Below are 15,126 nucleotides of genomic sequence, written 5' to 3' on the forward strand. Positions count from 1 at the left end.
CTGAGTTTGAAGGTAAAGAAGGGGAGTCAACGATCGGGAAGGATCGAGTGGTGTGTTGGGAGCTAAGGGCCGGGTTGGGCTACGCCTCGGCCAGGGCGGGAGATTTGCGCTCGGCTTGGAAATGCTCCACCAGCAAGTCCACCAGCACATCGTTCAGGTCTTCGCAGGGAATGCCTTTCATGACCCGATCGCCCAAGTGGGCCTCCTTGCCCACCTTGCCGCCGAGGAAAATGTCCACGGCCTCAACGGTTTTGCCGTCCTTGCGGGCCTTGCTGCCCATCAAGCCGATGTCGGCCACTTGGGGCTGGCCGCAGGAGTTGGGGCAGCCGGTCCAGTGAATTCGCACTGGCCGAGGCAGCTTGACCCGATCGGTGACAGCTTGGGCCACGGCCAGGGCACGCTGTTTGGTTTCAATCAGCGCAAAGTTGCAAAACTGCGACCCCGTGCAAGAAACCAGTTCCCGCACGAGGGGAGCCGGGGCGATCGAAAAGGTTTTCAAAAGCGGCTCTTGGGTAAAAACCGCTAACCGGGAATCGGGAATGTTGGGAATGATCACGTTTTGCTCAACGGTGAAGCGCAGTTCACCGCTGCCGTAGATATCCGCCAACCGCGCCAGGTCAAACATTTGGCGCGCATTCAGCCGGCCCACGGGAATGTGTAACCCGGCATAGTTGAGGCCCACTTGCTTTTGGGCGTGGATGCCGATGTGGTCGCGTTTGTCCCAGCAATACTCATCCTGCTCGGCGGCGGCAATCAAGGGAAATCCCAGTTGCTTTTCGACAACGGCGCGGAATTTTTCAATTCCCCATTCGTCAATCAGCCACATCAACCGAGATTTTTGGCGGTTGGCGCGGGGGCCGTGATCCCGATAGACCACCAAGATCGCTTCGCAGAGGGACACCACATCGCGTGGATCCACCCAGGCATTGAGGGGAATGGCGGGGGCCACGCGGCTGGCGGAAAAGAACCCGCCCACCACCACGTTGAACCCAAGCTTGCCGTCTTTGTAGGCGGGGATGAAGGCGATGTCGTTAATTTCGGCGTGAACCGAGTTGTCGCGGCTGCCGTCGATCGCAATGTTGAATTTGCGGGGCAGGTTGGTGAAGCTGGGGTTGCCATCACCGTTGTTGGTGATCATGTCCTGCACTTTGCGCACCAGCCCCCGGGTATCGATCAACTCGTCGGCATCAATGCCGGCCACGGGGGAACCGGTGATGTTGCGCACGTTGTCCATGCCCGATTGGATGCTGGTGAGGCCGGCGCGATCGAGCTGCTGGAAAATTTCAGGAATGTCATCCAACCGAATTCCGCGTAGTTGCAGGTTTTGGCGGGTGGTGATGTCGGCGCTGCCATCGTCGCCGTAGCGCTCAACGATGCTGGCGAGGACGCGCAGTTGGCCGCTGGTGCAAATGCCGTGGGGCAACCGCATCCGCAACATGAACTTTCCGGGAGTGACCGGGCGAAAGAACACCCCTAGCCACTTCAAACGGTGATTCAAGTCGTCTTCGGGGAGGTTTTCCCAGCCCAAGCGGGCAAAGGTGGCGAGTTCGTGTTTAACTTGCAGTCCGTCTTTTTCGGCTTTGAATTTCTCAAACTTGGTGAGTTTGGAACTTGCCGGGGCGATCGCTTGAGCCATAGTTACCAGCGAGGGGGTCAATGCCGGTGGGTAAAAACTTCTGACCGCTGGCCGAGGCCAGGGAGTATTCGGTCAGAAGTTGTAGTTGCTAGAGCTGAGAATGGGCAAATGCTAGCGATCGCGCCTCAGGGCTTTTGTAATCCAAGTTACAAAAAACTTTACAGAATCCGTTTTAAGCATGAATTTCATGCAATTTCTGCATTTAAGCACCCGTGAGCCGCTCGATTCCGCCCCGATCGCCCCGATCGCCCCGATCGCCCAGTCAGCCACCCCAAAAACAGCCGATCGCCTCGGCCCAAAACTGAACCAGGCGATCGGCTCCCAACACCGGCAAAGTCCTTAGAAAAAACCTCAGAACGCAGAACTTAGAACGCAAAGGTAGTACGCACCACGCCCACCACCTGCGTGCCGTTGTCCTCATCATGTTCCGGGTTCACAATCACGATCACGCCGGGCGTGATGGCGATGTTGTCCGTCAGTCGGTGGCGATAGAGGGCTTCCACATGCAACGATGTGTCCCGATCCTCGCGGCTGGCCAAGTCGTTGCGCGTGGCTTTCGGCGGCATCCCCACCACCAGACCGCCCACATTGCCCTCCTTAAACAAGTCCGGGAAAGCCATCGTAACGGCCCAAGTCCAGATATCTGCATTGGCCCCCCGATCGCCCCCCGATTTGGCTTCAGCATCCGTGTAAGCTACCCAACCGGACAAATTGAAACGGGGACTAAATTGCACCGCGCCGATCAGCCCGTAGGAATTGGCAGCAGTATCGACGAGATCGAACGGCCGCTGGGCAAAGGCGCTGCCGATGTTGTCCGTAATGTTCACATCCGCTTCATCGAAATAGGTGTGGGTGAAGGTGAAACCAATGCTGGTGCTGGGGGTGGGCTGATAGAGCAATTGCCCCAAAATGCCATAGCTGCCATTGAACAGCCCCGCCTCATCATCTGGGCTGCTGGCCCGAGGCGCACGGTAGGCCACATCGGCCGACCAATGTTGATTAAAACGATGCTGAATTCCCACACCGGGGCCGCGCAACCCGCGATAGATCGAGCTATAGCGCCCAAACCGGGACAGGGCCCCGGAACTGTCGCTACGCAGGTATACGTTCAGGGGATCCGTGATCCCATCCGTGCCGTGGCCATTGGCAATTAACCAGGCCCGCGTTTGATCGCCCAAGGGAAAGCGGTAGTACAAATCCCCCAACCGGAGCTGGCCGCCGCTGTTGCCGTCAAACCCCAGGCGGGTCATGCTGGTTCCCGTCAAGTCGCCATCGATCGGGAGGATGTTGTTGCTTTGTAGCCGCACCCGCAACTCGTCTTTGCCGGTAAAGCTGGTGTTGAAATTCAGCCGTACCCAATAGGCAAAGGTGGCGTTGTAGTCCAAATCGCCGCCGCCCGCTTTTTCGTCGCCCCACACATCGGCCAGGGCAAACATGGCTTCGGATTGGAGCTTGGTGGCCGGCGAAAAGCGATTGGCTTCCAGTTCTGCCGTGCGGGCTTCCAATGCATCCACCCGCCCCCGCAGGGCTGCCAACTCCGCTGCGAATTCCTCTTGCAGTTTTTGCAATTTCCGCAGGTCTTCCTTGGCAGCGAGCGGATCGGTGGCGGACTTGATTAGCTCATTAACCCGATCGAGGCAGGCATTCAACCCGGCGGCGAACTCATAGCGACTGAGGGGCCGGTTGCCCTTGAACGTGCCATCGGGATAACCGGCAATGCAGCCATAGCGCTCCACCAAGGATTGCAGCGCCTGAAATGCCCAATCGGTGGGTTGCACATCCGAGAGTTGGGAAACGGCGGTGACCTGGGCCAGGTCATCAGTGCCTAAGGAATCCGTGCCCAGCAGGTCAGCTTCGGTGGCCACCGTCGGGCGATCGCCCAAGGTCAGCAGGGGAATTTCCGAGGCGATCGCCCCCGTGGGTATTCCCAGAATCAAAGTCAGAAGGGGCAACAGAGCGGAGCTAGAGAGTAGTGGCAGAAAACGATGGGTCATGGGTTAGTCCTCAATAATTGCCAAGCGGTTGCGGGGAGATTGACTGAGCCGCAGTGAGCCGCAGTGAGCTGTTGCCCAGAAAAAGCTGGCTCCCCGTCAATGATTCACCTCTGCTACTTTCAAAAAGCCGGATCAGGTATTTACGCTGAATGGCCACACCGGATTTAGTTAGAAAGAGAACACAGTGCGCACCACACCCACCACTTGGGTCTCGTTATCGTTGTTGTGCTCCGGGTTAAAAATCGCAATCACACCGGGCGTAATGGCAATGTTGTCCGTGAGCTGGTGGTAGTAGAGCGCCTCCACGTGGAACGAGGTATCGCGATCTTCGTGGCTGTCCACATCGTTTTGGGTGGCCTTCGGCGGCATTCCGAAAATAATCCCGCCCAGGTTGCCTTCCTTAAACAGATCCGGAAAAGCCATCGTGACGGCCCAATTCCAAATGTCGGCATTGGCTCCCCGATCGTTGCCCGATTTGGCTTTGGCATCGGTGTAGCCCACCCAGCCGGACAGGTTGAAACGCGGACTAAATTGCACTGAGCCGATCAACCCATAGGAGTTGGCCAACGTATCAACCCGATTAAAGGGCCGTTGGGCAAAGGCACTGCCCACGCCGTCCGTGATATTCACGTCGGCTTCGTCAAAGTAGGTGTGGGCGAAGGTGAAGCCAATGCCAGCGCTTTTGCTGGGCTGGTATAGAATTTGGCCCAAAATGCCGTAGCTGCCGTTGAACAGGCCCGCTTCATCATCCGGGTTGCTGCCCTGGGGCGCACGGTAGGCCAGATCCACCGACCACCGATCGCTAAAGTCATGTTCGATCGCAACCCCGGGGCCGCGCACGCTGCGGTAGATCGAACTAAAGCGACCAAACCGCGACAGGGAACCGGCACTGTCACTCCGCAGAAACGAATTCAACGGATCGGCAATGCCGTCAGTTCCCTGACCGCTGGCAATCAGCCACATGTGGGTTTTGTGCCCGATCGGGAAGCGATAGTGCAAATCGTCCAATCGGAACCGATTGTTGCTGTTGCCATCAAAAGACAGGCGGGTCATGCTGGTTCCCGTCACAGCCCCATCGATCGGGATGATGTTGTTGCTTTGCAGCCGCACCCGCAACTCGTCTTTTCCGGTAAAGCTGGTGTTGAAATTCAGCCGCGCTCGGTAAGAAAACGTGGTGTTGTAATCCAAGTCACCGTCGCCGGCCCGCCCATTGCCAAACACGTTATCCAAGGCAAAAATCACTTCGCCTTTCAGCTTGGTGGTGGTCGAAAACTGGTTCGTTTCCAGTTCCGAAGCGCGGGCTTCCAGGGCATCGACCCGACCGCGCAGGGCTGCCAGTTCCGCTGCAAATTCCTCTTGCAGTTTTTGCAATTTCCGCAGATCCTCCTTGGTCGCAAGCGGATCGGTGGCGGACTTGATTAGCTCATTGATCCGATCGAGGCAGGCATTCAACCCGGCGGCGAACTCATAGCGACTGAGGGGCCGGTTGCCCTTGAACGTGCCATCGGGATAACCGGCAATGCAGCCATAGCGCTCCACTAAGGATTGCAGGGCCTGAAACGCCCAATCGGTGGGCTGCACATCCGAGAGCTGCGAAACGGCGGTGACCTGGGCCAGGTCATCAGTGCCTAGGGAATCCGTGCCCAGCAGGTCGGCTTCGGTGGCCACCGTCGGGCGATCGTCCAAGGTCAGCAGGGGAATTTCCGAGGCGATCGCCCCCGTGGGTATTCCCAAAATCAGGGTGAAAAAAGGCAGCAGTGAATAATGAGCGAGTCGTGGAGCAAAGGGATGGATCATCAGAAATTCCTAGGCGTTTCCTGTGGAGCTAGCGGGTAACGATTCTGTAGGGCTAGCTGGCAGGTAGAATTCGCAGTCAACGCACGAGCACCCAAAACAGAAATCTTCAGATTCATAACCTATGGCGAATTCAGATGCCATCCCAAATTCTGCTGATTTCTACCCTCAAACTCCTTAATTCTTGGTTCGCGTTCTAATTTCAGATCGGTCAATTTTTTTGATTATTTCTGATTTTTTCCCTTTGTCAAATACCACCTTTCTGACTGTTTGTGCCTCCTTGGCAGATATTTGACCATCGTTGATCGTGATGGATTGCAGATCCCGATCGCGTATCAATTCAGACAGGGCGATACAGAGATCCGCTAGGCAATTGGAGCCGCTGAGCTGCCACCGGTCGATCGAGTCATGGAGGCGAATTCATAGGCGATAATGGGGGAGACTCTGTACTGAAATTGCCGTCAAACCACCCTGATCGATTGTCTGCCCGCCTTTGCAAACAGGCCCGGCCGCCAATCCGTCAGGGCGGCTTGATTTGTGTCTCTACCGGTTGGCTATGACTGCGAATCTTGCTGCTGCGCAAACCCCGTCCGATCGCCGCTCTGAAACTGACTGGCGGCTTTTTTTGCGACTGGTGCCCTACGCCCGTCGCAGCGGCAAGCTGCTGATTGTGTCGCTGATTTTGTTGCTGCCCTTGTCCTTGGGCAATGCGTTGCAGCCAATTTTGGTGGGTCAAGCCATCTCGCTGATTCGGGGCGAGGCCAGCGCTTGGGATTTTCTGGAAGCGATGCCCCTGCGATCGGGTCTGAATACCGTGGGGCTGTTGGTGTTGGTGACGGTGGCGGTGCGGCTGGCACTCCAAGGGCTTCAGGGCTACTTGGTGCAGGAGGTGGGCCAACGGATCACGGCGGATATTCGCAATGATTTATTCGATCATGTGACCGCGCTGGCCATGCGCTTTTTTGATCGAACGCCAGTGGGTCGGTTGATTACCCGCCTAACCAGCGATGTGGATGCCTTAGGTGAGGTTTTTTCCACGGGCGCGATCGGGATTGTGAGCGATCTGTTGTCGATCGTGGTGTTGGTGGCCACCATGTTGACTCTGCAATGGCAATTGGCCTTATTGCTGTTGCTGATGTTGATCCCGATCGCGGGGGCCATTGTTTATTTTCAAGGGGAATTTCGGAAAGCCAACTATCGGGCCCGCGAGCGGTTATCGGATTTGAATTCGATGCTGCAAGAGAATCTGGTGGGCGTGAATGTGGTGCAATTGTTCCGTCGAGAACGCTACAACGCCAAACAGTTTCGGAAAACCAATCAAGACTATATTCACGAAGTCGATCGCACCATCTTTTTTGACTCGGCCGTTTCAGCCACCTTGGAGTGGATTTCCCTCGTCGCGATCGCCGGGGTGCTTTGGTATGGCGGTGCATTGGTGGCGGGCAAAACGATCGAGTTTGGAACCTTGGCGGCTTTCATTCTCTTTGCCCAACGGATGTTTGATCCCTTGCGAGAATTTGCCGAAAAGTTCACCGCCATTCAAGCGGGATTCACCGCCATTGAACGAATTAACGGAATCTTCTCGGAGCCGATCGAAATCCAAGACCCGCCCAAGGTCGATCGCGCCCAATTTGCCAGCCTAAAAACCCGTGGTGAAATTCGCTTTGAGCATGTTTCCTTTGGCTACAAATCCGATGAAATTGTGCTCCACGACCTAGATTTCACCATCCATCCCGGCGAAAAAGTAGCCTTCGTGGGGCCCACGGGCGCGGGCAAATCTTCAATCATCCGGCTACTCAGCCGTTTGTATGAAGTCACCGAAGGGCGAATTTTGCTGGATGGCGTGGACATTCGCGACATGGCCCAGGCCGATTTGCGTCGAGAATTAGGGATTATTTTGCAAGATGGATTTCTCTTTTCCGGCGACGTAAAAAGCAACATTACCCTCGGGGAAAATTACAGCCTGACCGAGGTGCAAGCCGCCGCCGAACGAGTCAGCATTGATGAATTTATCCGGCAATTACCCCAAGGATATGATTCGGAATTGCGTGAGCGCGGCACTAATTTATCGGGCGGTCAAAAGCAGCTTTTGGCCTTTGCACGGGTGGCCATTCGAGAACCCAAAGTGCTGATTTTGGATGAAGCTACGTCCAGTTTGGATGTGGCAACGGAAGCAGTTATTCAAGCAGCGGTTGATCGAATGATGCGCGATCGCACGGCGATTATTATTGCCCACCGGCTCTCGACCATTCGCAATGTTGATCGCATCTTTGCCCTCAAACGAGGTCGTTTGGCGGAATCTGGAACCCACGATCAATTGATGGCTTTGGATGGTCTTTATGCCAGCCTTTATCGATTGCAAATGCTGGGGGCAGATGTTTAGCAATGGCTTGGCTGGGCGATCGGTGATTTTGCGCGATCGCCCGGCCCAAACCCACCCAACAACCCCTGCACGAACGAGGTGGTGAGCAGCTTACCGGCGATCGACATCAAAATCGATCAGCACAAACAGCAGGGCAATGTGTTCAACGACCAATCAGCCCCTGTTTTCAACACGCCGATCACGCAACATTTCAGTTAGTGAGCCAGTCGGTTGGGTTGAGTTTTGCGAAACCCGACGCGATCAATGTAATGCCTACAGATGTTGGGTTTCGTACCTTAACAACCTACAAAACCATGACGGACTATCGCCAAATTATTACGATCAAGCCAGGCAAACGGGGAGGGAAGCCCTGCATTCGGCATATGCGAATTACGGTCTATGACGTGCTGGGTTGGTTGGCGGCGGAGATGTCCTTTGAGGAGATTCTGGATGATTTCCCAGAGCTGACGACGCAGGATATTTTGGCTTGCTTGGCCTTTGTAGCCGATCGCAACCATCGTTATGCTGCCTGGGGAGTCTGATTCAAAAAAGAATGTTTGAAGTTCGTCGATACATCACAAAGCAGGGACGAATTCCCATTGCTGAATGGCTAGATGGTTTTCGTGATCGCAAAGTCCGACAGCGTATTCAGAATCGATTATTGCGTCTAGAAGCAGGAAACCGTGGAGACTGTAAATCTTTGGGACAAGGGCTTTGGGAGCTACGCTTAGACTTTGGTTCAGGCTATCGTATCTATTACGGTCAAATAGAATCAGTCATTGTCTTGTTACTTTGTGCGGGAGATAAAAGTAGTCAATCGCGCGATATCGAACTAGCTCGCAGCTACTGGAGGGACTATGAAAGCCGTTGCACTGACAACGAATGAATCGACGAGCGATCGCTGGTTTGAGGCATTGGTTGAGTCGCTCCAAGACCCCGAGGAAGCGATCGCCTGCTTAGCAGTTTTGCTAGAAGAAATGGATGATGATCCAACGGTGCGCGATCGGGCATTTGTGCGGGCCATGACGGCGGTGACGGAAGGACAAATTGCAGCGGGGCATTGTCCTGAAGCGGCGCGGGATGCATTGCAGCAGTTTGAGCAGGGCTTGGCAACGCCGGGATCGGGAATTATCTATGCTTGGGTGGCTTGGTTGCGGGCGATCGGGTTTGGGTTGGTGATTCAACAAGGGCAGGCGTAAAGCATGGGCGATCGCGTCGAGCAAAACCACAGCGGCCCGGGCGATAACGTTGCGGGCGATAAGAATATCACCGTCCAGCCCACAAGCCAGCAAGGCATCGTGGGTAACGACTCAACCACGATCAACATTCAAACGGTAGAACAGCGCTTTGAAACGAAGACGCTGGAGCCGACGATCGACGGGCCGCCCAATAATTTGAAGGTTTACGGTTTGACGCGCGATCGCTTTGTGGGGCGGGATGCGGAGTTGGCGCGGTTGGATGAGTTGTTGCAGACCCAAACCCAGGTGGCGATCGCCGGGGTGAGCGGTCTGGGCGGTGTGGGCAAGAGCGAGCTGGCGTTGCAATATGCGCGGGAGCACCTGGGCGACTATCCCGGCGGGGTGGTGTGGCTGCGGGCGGCGGCGGCCTGTGGGGAGTTGGTGGCCTTTGCCCAGCCCCGTTGATTTGCCCAGGTGGATTTCACGCAGTTGGACACGCTGGAAAAGCAGGCGGCCTTTTGCCAAGCCTATTGGCCCAAAACGGCTGACGATTTGCCGGGTCGGGTGTTGTTGATTTTGGATGATGTGACGGATTTTGCGGCCCAGGTGCAGGGGTTTCCGGTGGTGGGCGATCGGTTTCGGGTGCTGTTCACCAGTCGGGAGCGATGGCTGAATCCAGAATTGCGCCTGGATTTGGGCGTGTTGGAACCGACGGCAGCTTTGGCGTTGTTGAGCAATTTTGTTGGGGAAAGTCGGATCGCGGCGGAACAGGCGACGGCGGAGAAACTGTGCGAGTGGCTAGGCTATTTGCCTTTGGGATTGGAATTGGTGGGCAGCTATTTGGCGGCTGATCCAGAGTTGTCGCTGGCCAAAATGCAGCAGCGGTTGGAGCAGAAGCGGTTGGCGGCCAAGGCGCTGACCCAAGTGCCCGCCACTACGACGGCCGAGCGGGGGGTGGCGGCGGCCTTTGAGTTGAGTTGGCAAATTCTGAGCCAGGAAGCACAACGGCTGGCGGTGTTGTTGGGTTGTTTTGGGGCGGCTCCGGTGTTGTGGGCTTGGGTGCAGGGTTGCTTGCCCAATGACGACGAAGAAGAGCTGGAGGCAGCGCGGGCGGAATTGGTGCGGCTGAGTTTGTTGGAGCGGTTGGGCGGTGGGCAATATGGCCTGCATCCGCTGATTCGGGAGTTTTTCGCCCACAAATCCACTGACCAACCCGATGCGCTTGTTCTCAAAACAGCAGTGGTCAAGGAATTGCTGAAGGCAACGGTGTCAATCAGCCAGACGATGACAATTGACCAAGCGCAAGCCTTAGAGAACGTCATCCCCCATGCCCACGCTGTTGCGGAGTGGACTGACCACGCTGAGTTGGCCAGCCCGCTCGCTCTGTTGAACAATAAGTTGTCCTTGCTCTACTACGCCCAAGGGTTATTTGGCTTGGCAGAGACTTGGGCCATGCGATCGCTGGAAATCTATGAGCGAGTGCTGGGAGCCGACCATCCCCACACCGCCTCCAGCCTCAACAACTTAGCAGAACTCTATCGATCCCAGGGACGATATGAGGCAGCGGAACCCCTCTACCGGCGATCGCTGGAAATCGATGAGAAAGTCTACGGGCCAGATCATCCTGAAGTCGCCACCGATCTCAACAACTTGGCAGAACTCTATCGATCCCAGGGACAATATGAGGCAGCGGAATCCCTCTACCGGCGATCACTGGAAATCTGTGAGCGAGTGCTGGGAGCCGACCATCCCCACACCGCCTCCAGCCTCAACAACTTGGCAGAACTCTATCGATCCCAGGGACGGTACGAGGCAGCGGAACCCCTCTACCAAAGAGCGCTGGAAATCAGTGAGCGAGTGCTGGGAGCCGACCATCCCCACACCGCCAACAGCCTCAACAACTTAGCGGTACTCTACCAAGCCCAGAGACAGTACGAGGCAGCGGAACCTCTCTATCGGCGATCGCTGGAAATCCGTGAGCGAGTGCTGGGAGCCGACCATCCCGACACCGCCATTAGCCAAGGCAATTTGGGGCAACTATACATGGCTCTAGAACGCTACTCAGAAGCAGCGAGCTTATTGCTTTTAGCCTTCAAGACTTTTCAGGGCGCTCTCAATTTTGATCATCCCTACGTCAAAGAAACCCTGCGCCGCTTGAATGTTTTGGTGCAAACCGTCCTCCAAGCCGATCGCGCTGCCGACCTCTCCGACCACCCTCTCACCCAATCCCTCCTGCAACAACTCACCACCCCACCCAATCCGTAGGGGCGCATCGCCATGCGCCCTCCGATACGCGAGATCTCCGCAAACCAATTCGTGTCAGGCGATCAATCCTGGCGGAGGGCGTACAGCGGTACGCCCCTACCCACGCGGGAAAACCGATTCTTGTGGAACCACATCGCCATGCGCCCTCCGATATGCGAGATCTCCGCAAACCAATTCATTTCAAGCGATCGCCCCTAGTAGAGGACGCACAGCAGCCGTTGGCTGCAACTTTCTGCACCCTTCCGTGTCGGCCGCTCCTTCGCTGGAAACTACCCTTCAGCCTGCCATTGCTGAAGTAACCAAGCGCTGACCTGGCCGTGGTCGGCCTCGCGCGATCGCCGCAGGGCTTCTTCGAGAACGTCCAAACTCAGGCCCGGCAACACGATCGATTCTTGGATCCGCCGACTGCCGCGCTCAATAATTTCAAACCCGAGAATCAGCGCCTCCGCCACATTCACCACCCAATATTCCCGCACGCCTAAATCTTCATAGAGCAAGCGTTTGCGCCCACAGTCATCGGGCAGGGTGCTATCGGAAATTTCGATCGCCAAGTCCGGCGGCGGCAACTGATCCAAGTCCACAATCTTGATTTCCCAGTCCAGCGATCCCACCCGATCGCCCACATATAGGGAAATATCAGGTTGCGCTTCTCTCAGGCCGGTTTTGCGGTAGGTGCAATTGTCGTGGACATCCACCCGCAGATCACGAAGCGCAGCAAACAGTAACGTCGCGTAAATTGCGATCGAATGGTCACGGGAGTGGGGGTTTCCGACGGGAGACATTTCGAGCCTCATCATTCCGTCGTGATAATAACCTTTTGTTTTCTCACTGGCTTGGGCGATCGCTTGCTGATATATCTCCCAATCTGCCTTTTGCCAGTCATCGGGTGAGTCTTCAGCAATCACATCGCCCCCTTCAACCAGTTCGGATGCCGGTGTGGCGGCCAACGACTGAGGCTGATCAGATGCAGCAGCCCCAGCGGCAGTCCTAGCAATTGTTGTGGAGCGGTTGGGCCGGATGGCAACCATGGCGGGCAAGTGGGGGCGATCGACTGTTTGGATTTTAGCAATCTCTCCGTTCAGACAGAATCAGACAGGATTGGTTCTCCGAGCCTGCCGCCATTCAGCCTGAGCGATTGATCCAGTCCGGTGAAAAAATTCCCCATCCTTGCTTCGCCCATTCGATCGTTGGATCCGCGATCGGCGGAGCGATCCCCTTGGGCGATCGATTGCAGACATGAACTTAACTTTTTGAAACAAATCGTAATCATTAGAAAAAACGATTGGTCACTGTATGTAAAGTTTATTAAACTAAAACCAGGTGAGTAATTATCCCTACCTACTCCTCATCGAGTTCATACCCGACCTTTGCAGCCGGGTGGAGTCAATGGACGCAACATTTCCCTGGTTAAGTTTGATTACGCTGCTGCCTTTGGTGGCGGCACTGCCAATTCCCTTCCTGCCTGATCGCGACGGAAAAACGATCCGTTGGTATGCGCTGGCAGTGGGCATTGTGGAGTTGGCCCTGATTTCCTACACCTGCTTCGGGCAGTTTGATTTCACCAACACTGAGTTTCAACTGGCGGAAACCTACGCTTGGTTGCCGCAAATTGGCTTGAACTGGTCTTTGGCGATCGATGGCATCTCCATGCCGCTGGTGGCCCTGACCGGTTTGGTCACAACCCTGGCGATCGGTGCTTCCTGGAATGTCACCAAGAAACCCCGCCTGTTCTACACCCTGCTGCTGGCCATGTACAGCGCTCAGCTTGGGGTGTTTGTTTCCAAAGACCTACTCCTGTTCTTCTTGATGTGGGAACTGGAGTTAGTACCGGTCTACCTGCTGATTTCGATTTGGGGTGGTGCGAAGCGCCGTTACGCTGCCACTAAGTTCATTCTCTACACGGCTCTTGCTTCCCTGTTCATCCTGGTGGCGGCGCTGGCCATGGCCTTCTCGGGCGGCCCGGTCACCTTTGATATGGATGCCTTGGGGCTGAAGAACTACTCCCTGACGGCGGAACTCCTGCTTTATGCGGCTTTCTCGATCGCCTTCTTGGTGAAGCTGCCCGCCTTCCCGGGTCATACCTGGTTGCCCGATGCCCACGGTGAAGCGCCCACGCCCGTTTCCATGCTGCTGGCCGGTGTGCTGCTGAAGATGGCGGGCTACGGCTTGATTCGGATGAACATGGAGATGCTGCCGAACGCGCACATCTACTTTGCGCCGGTCTTGGCGATCCTGGGTGTGGTGAACATCATCTACGGTGCGCTGAACGCCTTTGCCCAACGGAATCTGAAGCGACGGATTGCCTACTCGTCAATGTCCCACATGGGCTTTGTGTTGCTGGGGATTGCTTCTTTCACCGATGTGGGTCTGAGCGGCGCGGTGCTGCAAATGGTGTCCCACGGGTTGATTGCGGCGGCGATGTTCTTCCTGACGGGCGTAACCTACGAGCGCACCCACACCCTCTCGATCGACGACATGGGCGGCATTGGGCAAAAGATGCCCCGCACCTTTGCGTTGTTTGTGGCGACGACCATGGCTTCTTTGGCTCTGCCCGGCATGAGCGGCTTTGTGGGTGAGCTGACGGTGTTCCTTGGCTTAACCACCAGTGAGGTCTATAGCGCTCCGTTCCGGGCCACGGTGGTGGTGTTGGCGGCGGTGGGCGTGATTCTCTCGGCGGTTTACTTGCTGTCGATGCTGCGGGAAATTTTCTACGGCAAGGAGAATACGGCTCTGACTGAAGTGAATTGGTCGGATCTGAAGCTGCGGGAACTGGCGATCGCCCTGGTGTTGTTGGCCCCGATCGTGGGTGTGGGTATCTATCCCAAGCTAGCGACCCAAACCTATGAAATGAAGTCTACGGAAGTGGCTAGCCGAGTGCGGAGCAGCTTCGCGATCGTGGCAAAGGCCCAGGATTCCCGATTCTACTCAGCGGTGCTGAATGCTCCAAAGCTGGCGGATACGGAGTTGGCGGCATCGGTACGCACCAACTAAGGATCGCTAGCTAAGGGTCTCTAGCGAAGGCTCTCAGTGTTGCCCCTGAAGGGGTGACGAACCCCTGACAAATCTCGATGAGATGATTCCATAATCCCGATTTTTCCCTGGTGGAGAATCGGGATTTTGTTTTGATCACCAATCAGCAGCCGTGCAATTCTGAGTTGATGGAATTCCACGGTGATAATTTTACGGATACTTACAAATACCGTTGACTTACCCCTTGATTAATCCCTTGACTAATCCTTGGGGTTTCCTGGTAACGGTTTTCTTTGGCAACCCGGCGACTTTGGTGCAATGACTCTGGAATTCTTTTTGGCAGATGCGACTGCGACCCAAGCCCTGGGCCGGGCGATCGGGCAGATCTTGCGGCCCGGTGCGGTGATCCTGCTGGATGGAGAGTTGGGAGCCGGTAAAACAACGCTGGTGCAAGGTTTGGCGGCGGGGCTGGGCATTGCGGAGCCGGTGGTGAGTCCCACCTTTGTGCTGGTGAATGAATATTTGGAGGGCGCGATTCCGCTGTATCACTTTGACCTCTATCGGTTGAGTCCAGAAGAGGTGGAGCCGCTGGCCCTGGAGCAATATTGGGAAGGGGGCGAGGTGGCTGCGGGAATTGTGGCGATCGAGTGGTCGGAGCGGTTGCCGGAACTGCCGATCGCTTATCTCCAAGTGGCCTTGCGATCGGGCATGACGGGCCGTCAGGTGTTGATTGAGGTGGTGGGTGAAGTGCCGGGCTGGAACCCTCGACATCTTGAAGATCTTTGCGCAAATTTGGGCGGACTCACGCTGAATCAGGAATGATGGAGGGTGGGCGCTGGTCTGTGGCGAGGTGAACTGTGAGTGAATGCGATTTCCTCATCTCCGATGCTCCTGTGGCGTTCCCGTCCTGGATAACTTGATCAACTC

At 55.9% G+C, this 15,126-nt stretch carries 13 protein-coding genes; 9 read left to right on the top strand and 4 right to left on the bottom strand.

What is annotated here, in order from left to right:
- Nucleotides 1-79 precede the first annotated feature (79 nt).
- Nucleotides 80-1,636, bottom strand: a complete 1,557-nt coding sequence (locus tag H6G52_RS16735; RefSeq protein WP_190529806.1) for a ferredoxin--nitrite reductase — start codon at nt 1,634-1,636, stop codon at nt 80-82.
- A 187-nt stretch (nt 1,637-1,823) separates the two neighbouring features.
- Here H6G52_RS16735 and H6G52_RS16740 point away from each other — a divergent pair, with 187 nt between their 5' ends.
- The gene (locus H6G52_RS16740; protein ID WP_190529808.1) at nt 1,824-1,979 is read left to right on the top strand and encodes a hypothetical protein; all 156 of its coding nucleotides are present in this window, start codon (nt 1,824-1,826) and stop codon (nt 1,977-1,979) included.
- Nucleotides 1,980-2,001: 22 nt separating this feature from the next.
- Here H6G52_RS16740 and H6G52_RS16745 read toward each other — a convergent pair whose 3' ends face one another.
- Entirely contained in the window at nt 2,002-3,630 is a 1,629-nt protein-coding gene (locus H6G52_RS16745; RefSeq protein ID WP_190529810.1) for an iron uptake porin, read from the bottom strand.
- Nucleotides 3,631-3,798: 168 nt separating this feature from the next.
- On the bottom strand, nt 3,799-5,427 hold the full coding sequence (locus H6G52_RS16750) for an iron uptake porin (RefSeq protein ID WP_190529812.1): 1,629 nt from the start codon (nt 5,425-5,427) through the stop codon (nt 3,799-3,801).
- 553 nt (nt 5,428-5,980) lie between these two features.
- Between H6G52_RS16750 and H6G52_RS16755 the strand changes: the two genes are divergently transcribed.
- The 6 genes from H6G52_RS16755 to H6G52_RS16780 all read left to right on the top strand — a co-directional run bounded on the left by H6G52_RS16755 (nt 5,981) and on the right by H6G52_RS16780 (nt 11,229).
- Complete coding sequence (locus H6G52_RS16755; RefSeq protein ID WP_099534778.1) at nt 5,981-7,807, top strand: ABC transporter ATP-binding protein; 1,827 nt, start codon at nt 5,981-5,983, stop codon at nt 7,805-7,807.
- 248 nt (nt 7,808-8,055) lie between these two features.
- Nucleotides 8,056-8,328 carry a DUF433 domain-containing protein gene (locus tag H6G52_RS16760; protein WP_242026461.1) on the top strand — a complete coding sequence of 91 codons (273 nt, stop codon included), beginning with the start codon at nt 8,056-8,058 and terminating at the stop codon, nt 8,326-8,328.
- Nucleotides 8,329-8,339: 11 nt separating this feature from the next.
- Nucleotides 8,340-8,672 carry a type II toxin-antitoxin system RelE/ParE family toxin gene (locus H6G52_RS16765; RefSeq protein WP_190529814.1) on the top strand — a complete coding sequence of 111 codons (333 nt, stop codon included), beginning with the start codon at nt 8,340-8,342 and terminating at the stop codon, nt 8,670-8,672.
- A complete protein-coding gene (locus H6G52_RS16770) occupies nt 8,644-8,985 on the top strand; it encodes a hypothetical protein (protein ID WP_190529816.1) in 342 nt (113 codons plus the stop codon). Before H6G52_RS16765 ends, H6G52_RS16770 begins: the two co-directional genes overlap by 29 nt.
- Before the next feature lie 3 nt (nt 8,986-8,988).
- On the top strand, nt 8,989-9,429 hold the full coding sequence (locus H6G52_RS16775) for an ATP-binding protein (RefSeq protein WP_190529818.1): 441 nt from the start codon (nt 8,989-8,991) through the stop codon (nt 9,427-9,429).
- A 9-nt stretch (nt 9,430-9,438) separates the two neighbouring features.
- Nucleotides 9,439-11,229 (top strand): tetratricopeptide repeat protein, encoded by a 1,791-nt coding sequence (locus tag H6G52_RS16780; RefSeq protein ID WP_190529820.1) that lies wholly within the window; start codon nt 9,439-9,441, stop codon nt 11,227-11,229.
- A 269-nt stretch (nt 11,230-11,498) separates the two neighbouring features.
- On the opposite strand, the gene H6G52_RS16785 is transcribed toward H6G52_RS16780, so the two are convergent.
- Nucleotides 11,499-12,257 carry a Uma2 family endonuclease gene (locus H6G52_RS16785; RefSeq protein ID WP_190529822.1) on the bottom strand — a complete coding sequence of 253 codons (759 nt, stop codon included), beginning with the start codon at nt 12,255-12,257 and terminating at the stop codon, nt 11,499-11,501.
- Nucleotides 12,258-12,615: 358 nt separating this feature from the next.
- On the opposite strand from H6G52_RS16785, the gene H6G52_RS16790 reads away from it, so the two are divergent.
- Both H6G52_RS16790 and tsaE read left to right on the top strand, forming a co-directional pair.
- Complete coding sequence (locus H6G52_RS16790) at nt 12,616-14,220, top strand: NAD(P)H-quinone oxidoreductase subunit 4 (RefSeq protein WP_190355911.1); 1,605 nt, start codon at nt 12,616-12,618, stop codon at nt 14,218-14,220.
- A 297-nt stretch (nt 14,221-14,517) separates the two neighbouring features.
- Entirely contained in the window at nt 14,518-15,021 is a 504-nt protein-coding gene (gene tsaE, locus H6G52_RS16795) for a tRNA (adenosine(37)-N6)-threonylcarbamoyltransferase complex ATPase subunit type 1 TsaE (protein WP_190529824.1), read from the top strand.
- Nucleotides 15,022-15,126 lie beyond the last annotated feature (105 nt).

The organism is Limnothrix sp. FACHB-881 (genome assembly GCF_014698135.1).
Taxonomy (GTDB): domain Bacteria; phylum Cyanobacteriota; class Cyanobacteriia; order CACIAM-69d; family CACIAM-69d; genus CACIAM-69d.

Excerpts from the sequence above, each read along its gene's own strand:
- H6G52_RS16735 (WP_190529806.1), bottom strand. The coding sequence starts at position 1,636 with ATGGCTCAAGCGATCGCCCCGGCAAGTTCCAAACTCACCAAGTTTGAG.
- H6G52_RS16740 (WP_190529808.1), top strand. The coding sequence starts at position 1,824 with ATGCAATTTCTGCATTTAAGCACCCGTGAGCCGCTCGATTCCGCCCCG.
- H6G52_RS16745 (WP_190529810.1), bottom strand. The coding sequence starts at position 3,630 with ATGACCCATCGTTTTCTGCCACTACTCTCTAGCTCCGCTCTGTTGCCC.
- H6G52_RS16750 (WP_190529812.1), bottom strand. The coding sequence starts at position 5,427 with ATGATCCATCCCTTTGCTCCACGACTCGCTCATTATTCACTGCTGCCT.
- H6G52_RS16755 (WP_099534778.1), top strand. The coding sequence starts at position 5,981 with ATGACTGCGAATCTTGCTGCTGCGCAAACCCCGTCCGATCGCCGCTCT.
- H6G52_RS16760 (WP_242026461.1), top strand. The coding sequence starts at position 8,056 with ATGCCTACAGATGTTGGGTTTCGTACCTTAACAACCTACAAAACCATG.
- H6G52_RS16765 (WP_190529814.1), top strand. The coding sequence starts at position 8,340 with ATGTTTGAAGTTCGTCGATACATCACAAAGCAGGGACGAATTCCCATT.
- H6G52_RS16770 (WP_190529816.1), top strand. The coding sequence starts at position 8,644 with ATGAAAGCCGTTGCACTGACAACGAATGAATCGACGAGCGATCGCTGG.
- H6G52_RS16775 (WP_190529818.1), top strand. The coding sequence starts at position 8,989 with ATGGGCGATCGCGTCGAGCAAAACCACAGCGGCCCGGGCGATAACGTT.
- H6G52_RS16785 (WP_190529822.1), bottom strand. The coding sequence starts at position 12,257 with ATGGTTGCCATCCGGCCCAACCGCTCCACAACAATTGCTAGGACTGCC.
- H6G52_RS16790 (WP_190355911.1), top strand. The coding sequence starts at position 12,616 with ATGGACGCAACATTTCCCTGGTTAAGTTTGATTACGCTGCTGCCTTTG.
- tsaE (WP_190529824.1), top strand. The coding sequence starts at position 14,518 with ATGACTCTGGAATTCTTTTTGGCAGATGCGACTGCGACCCAAGCCCTG.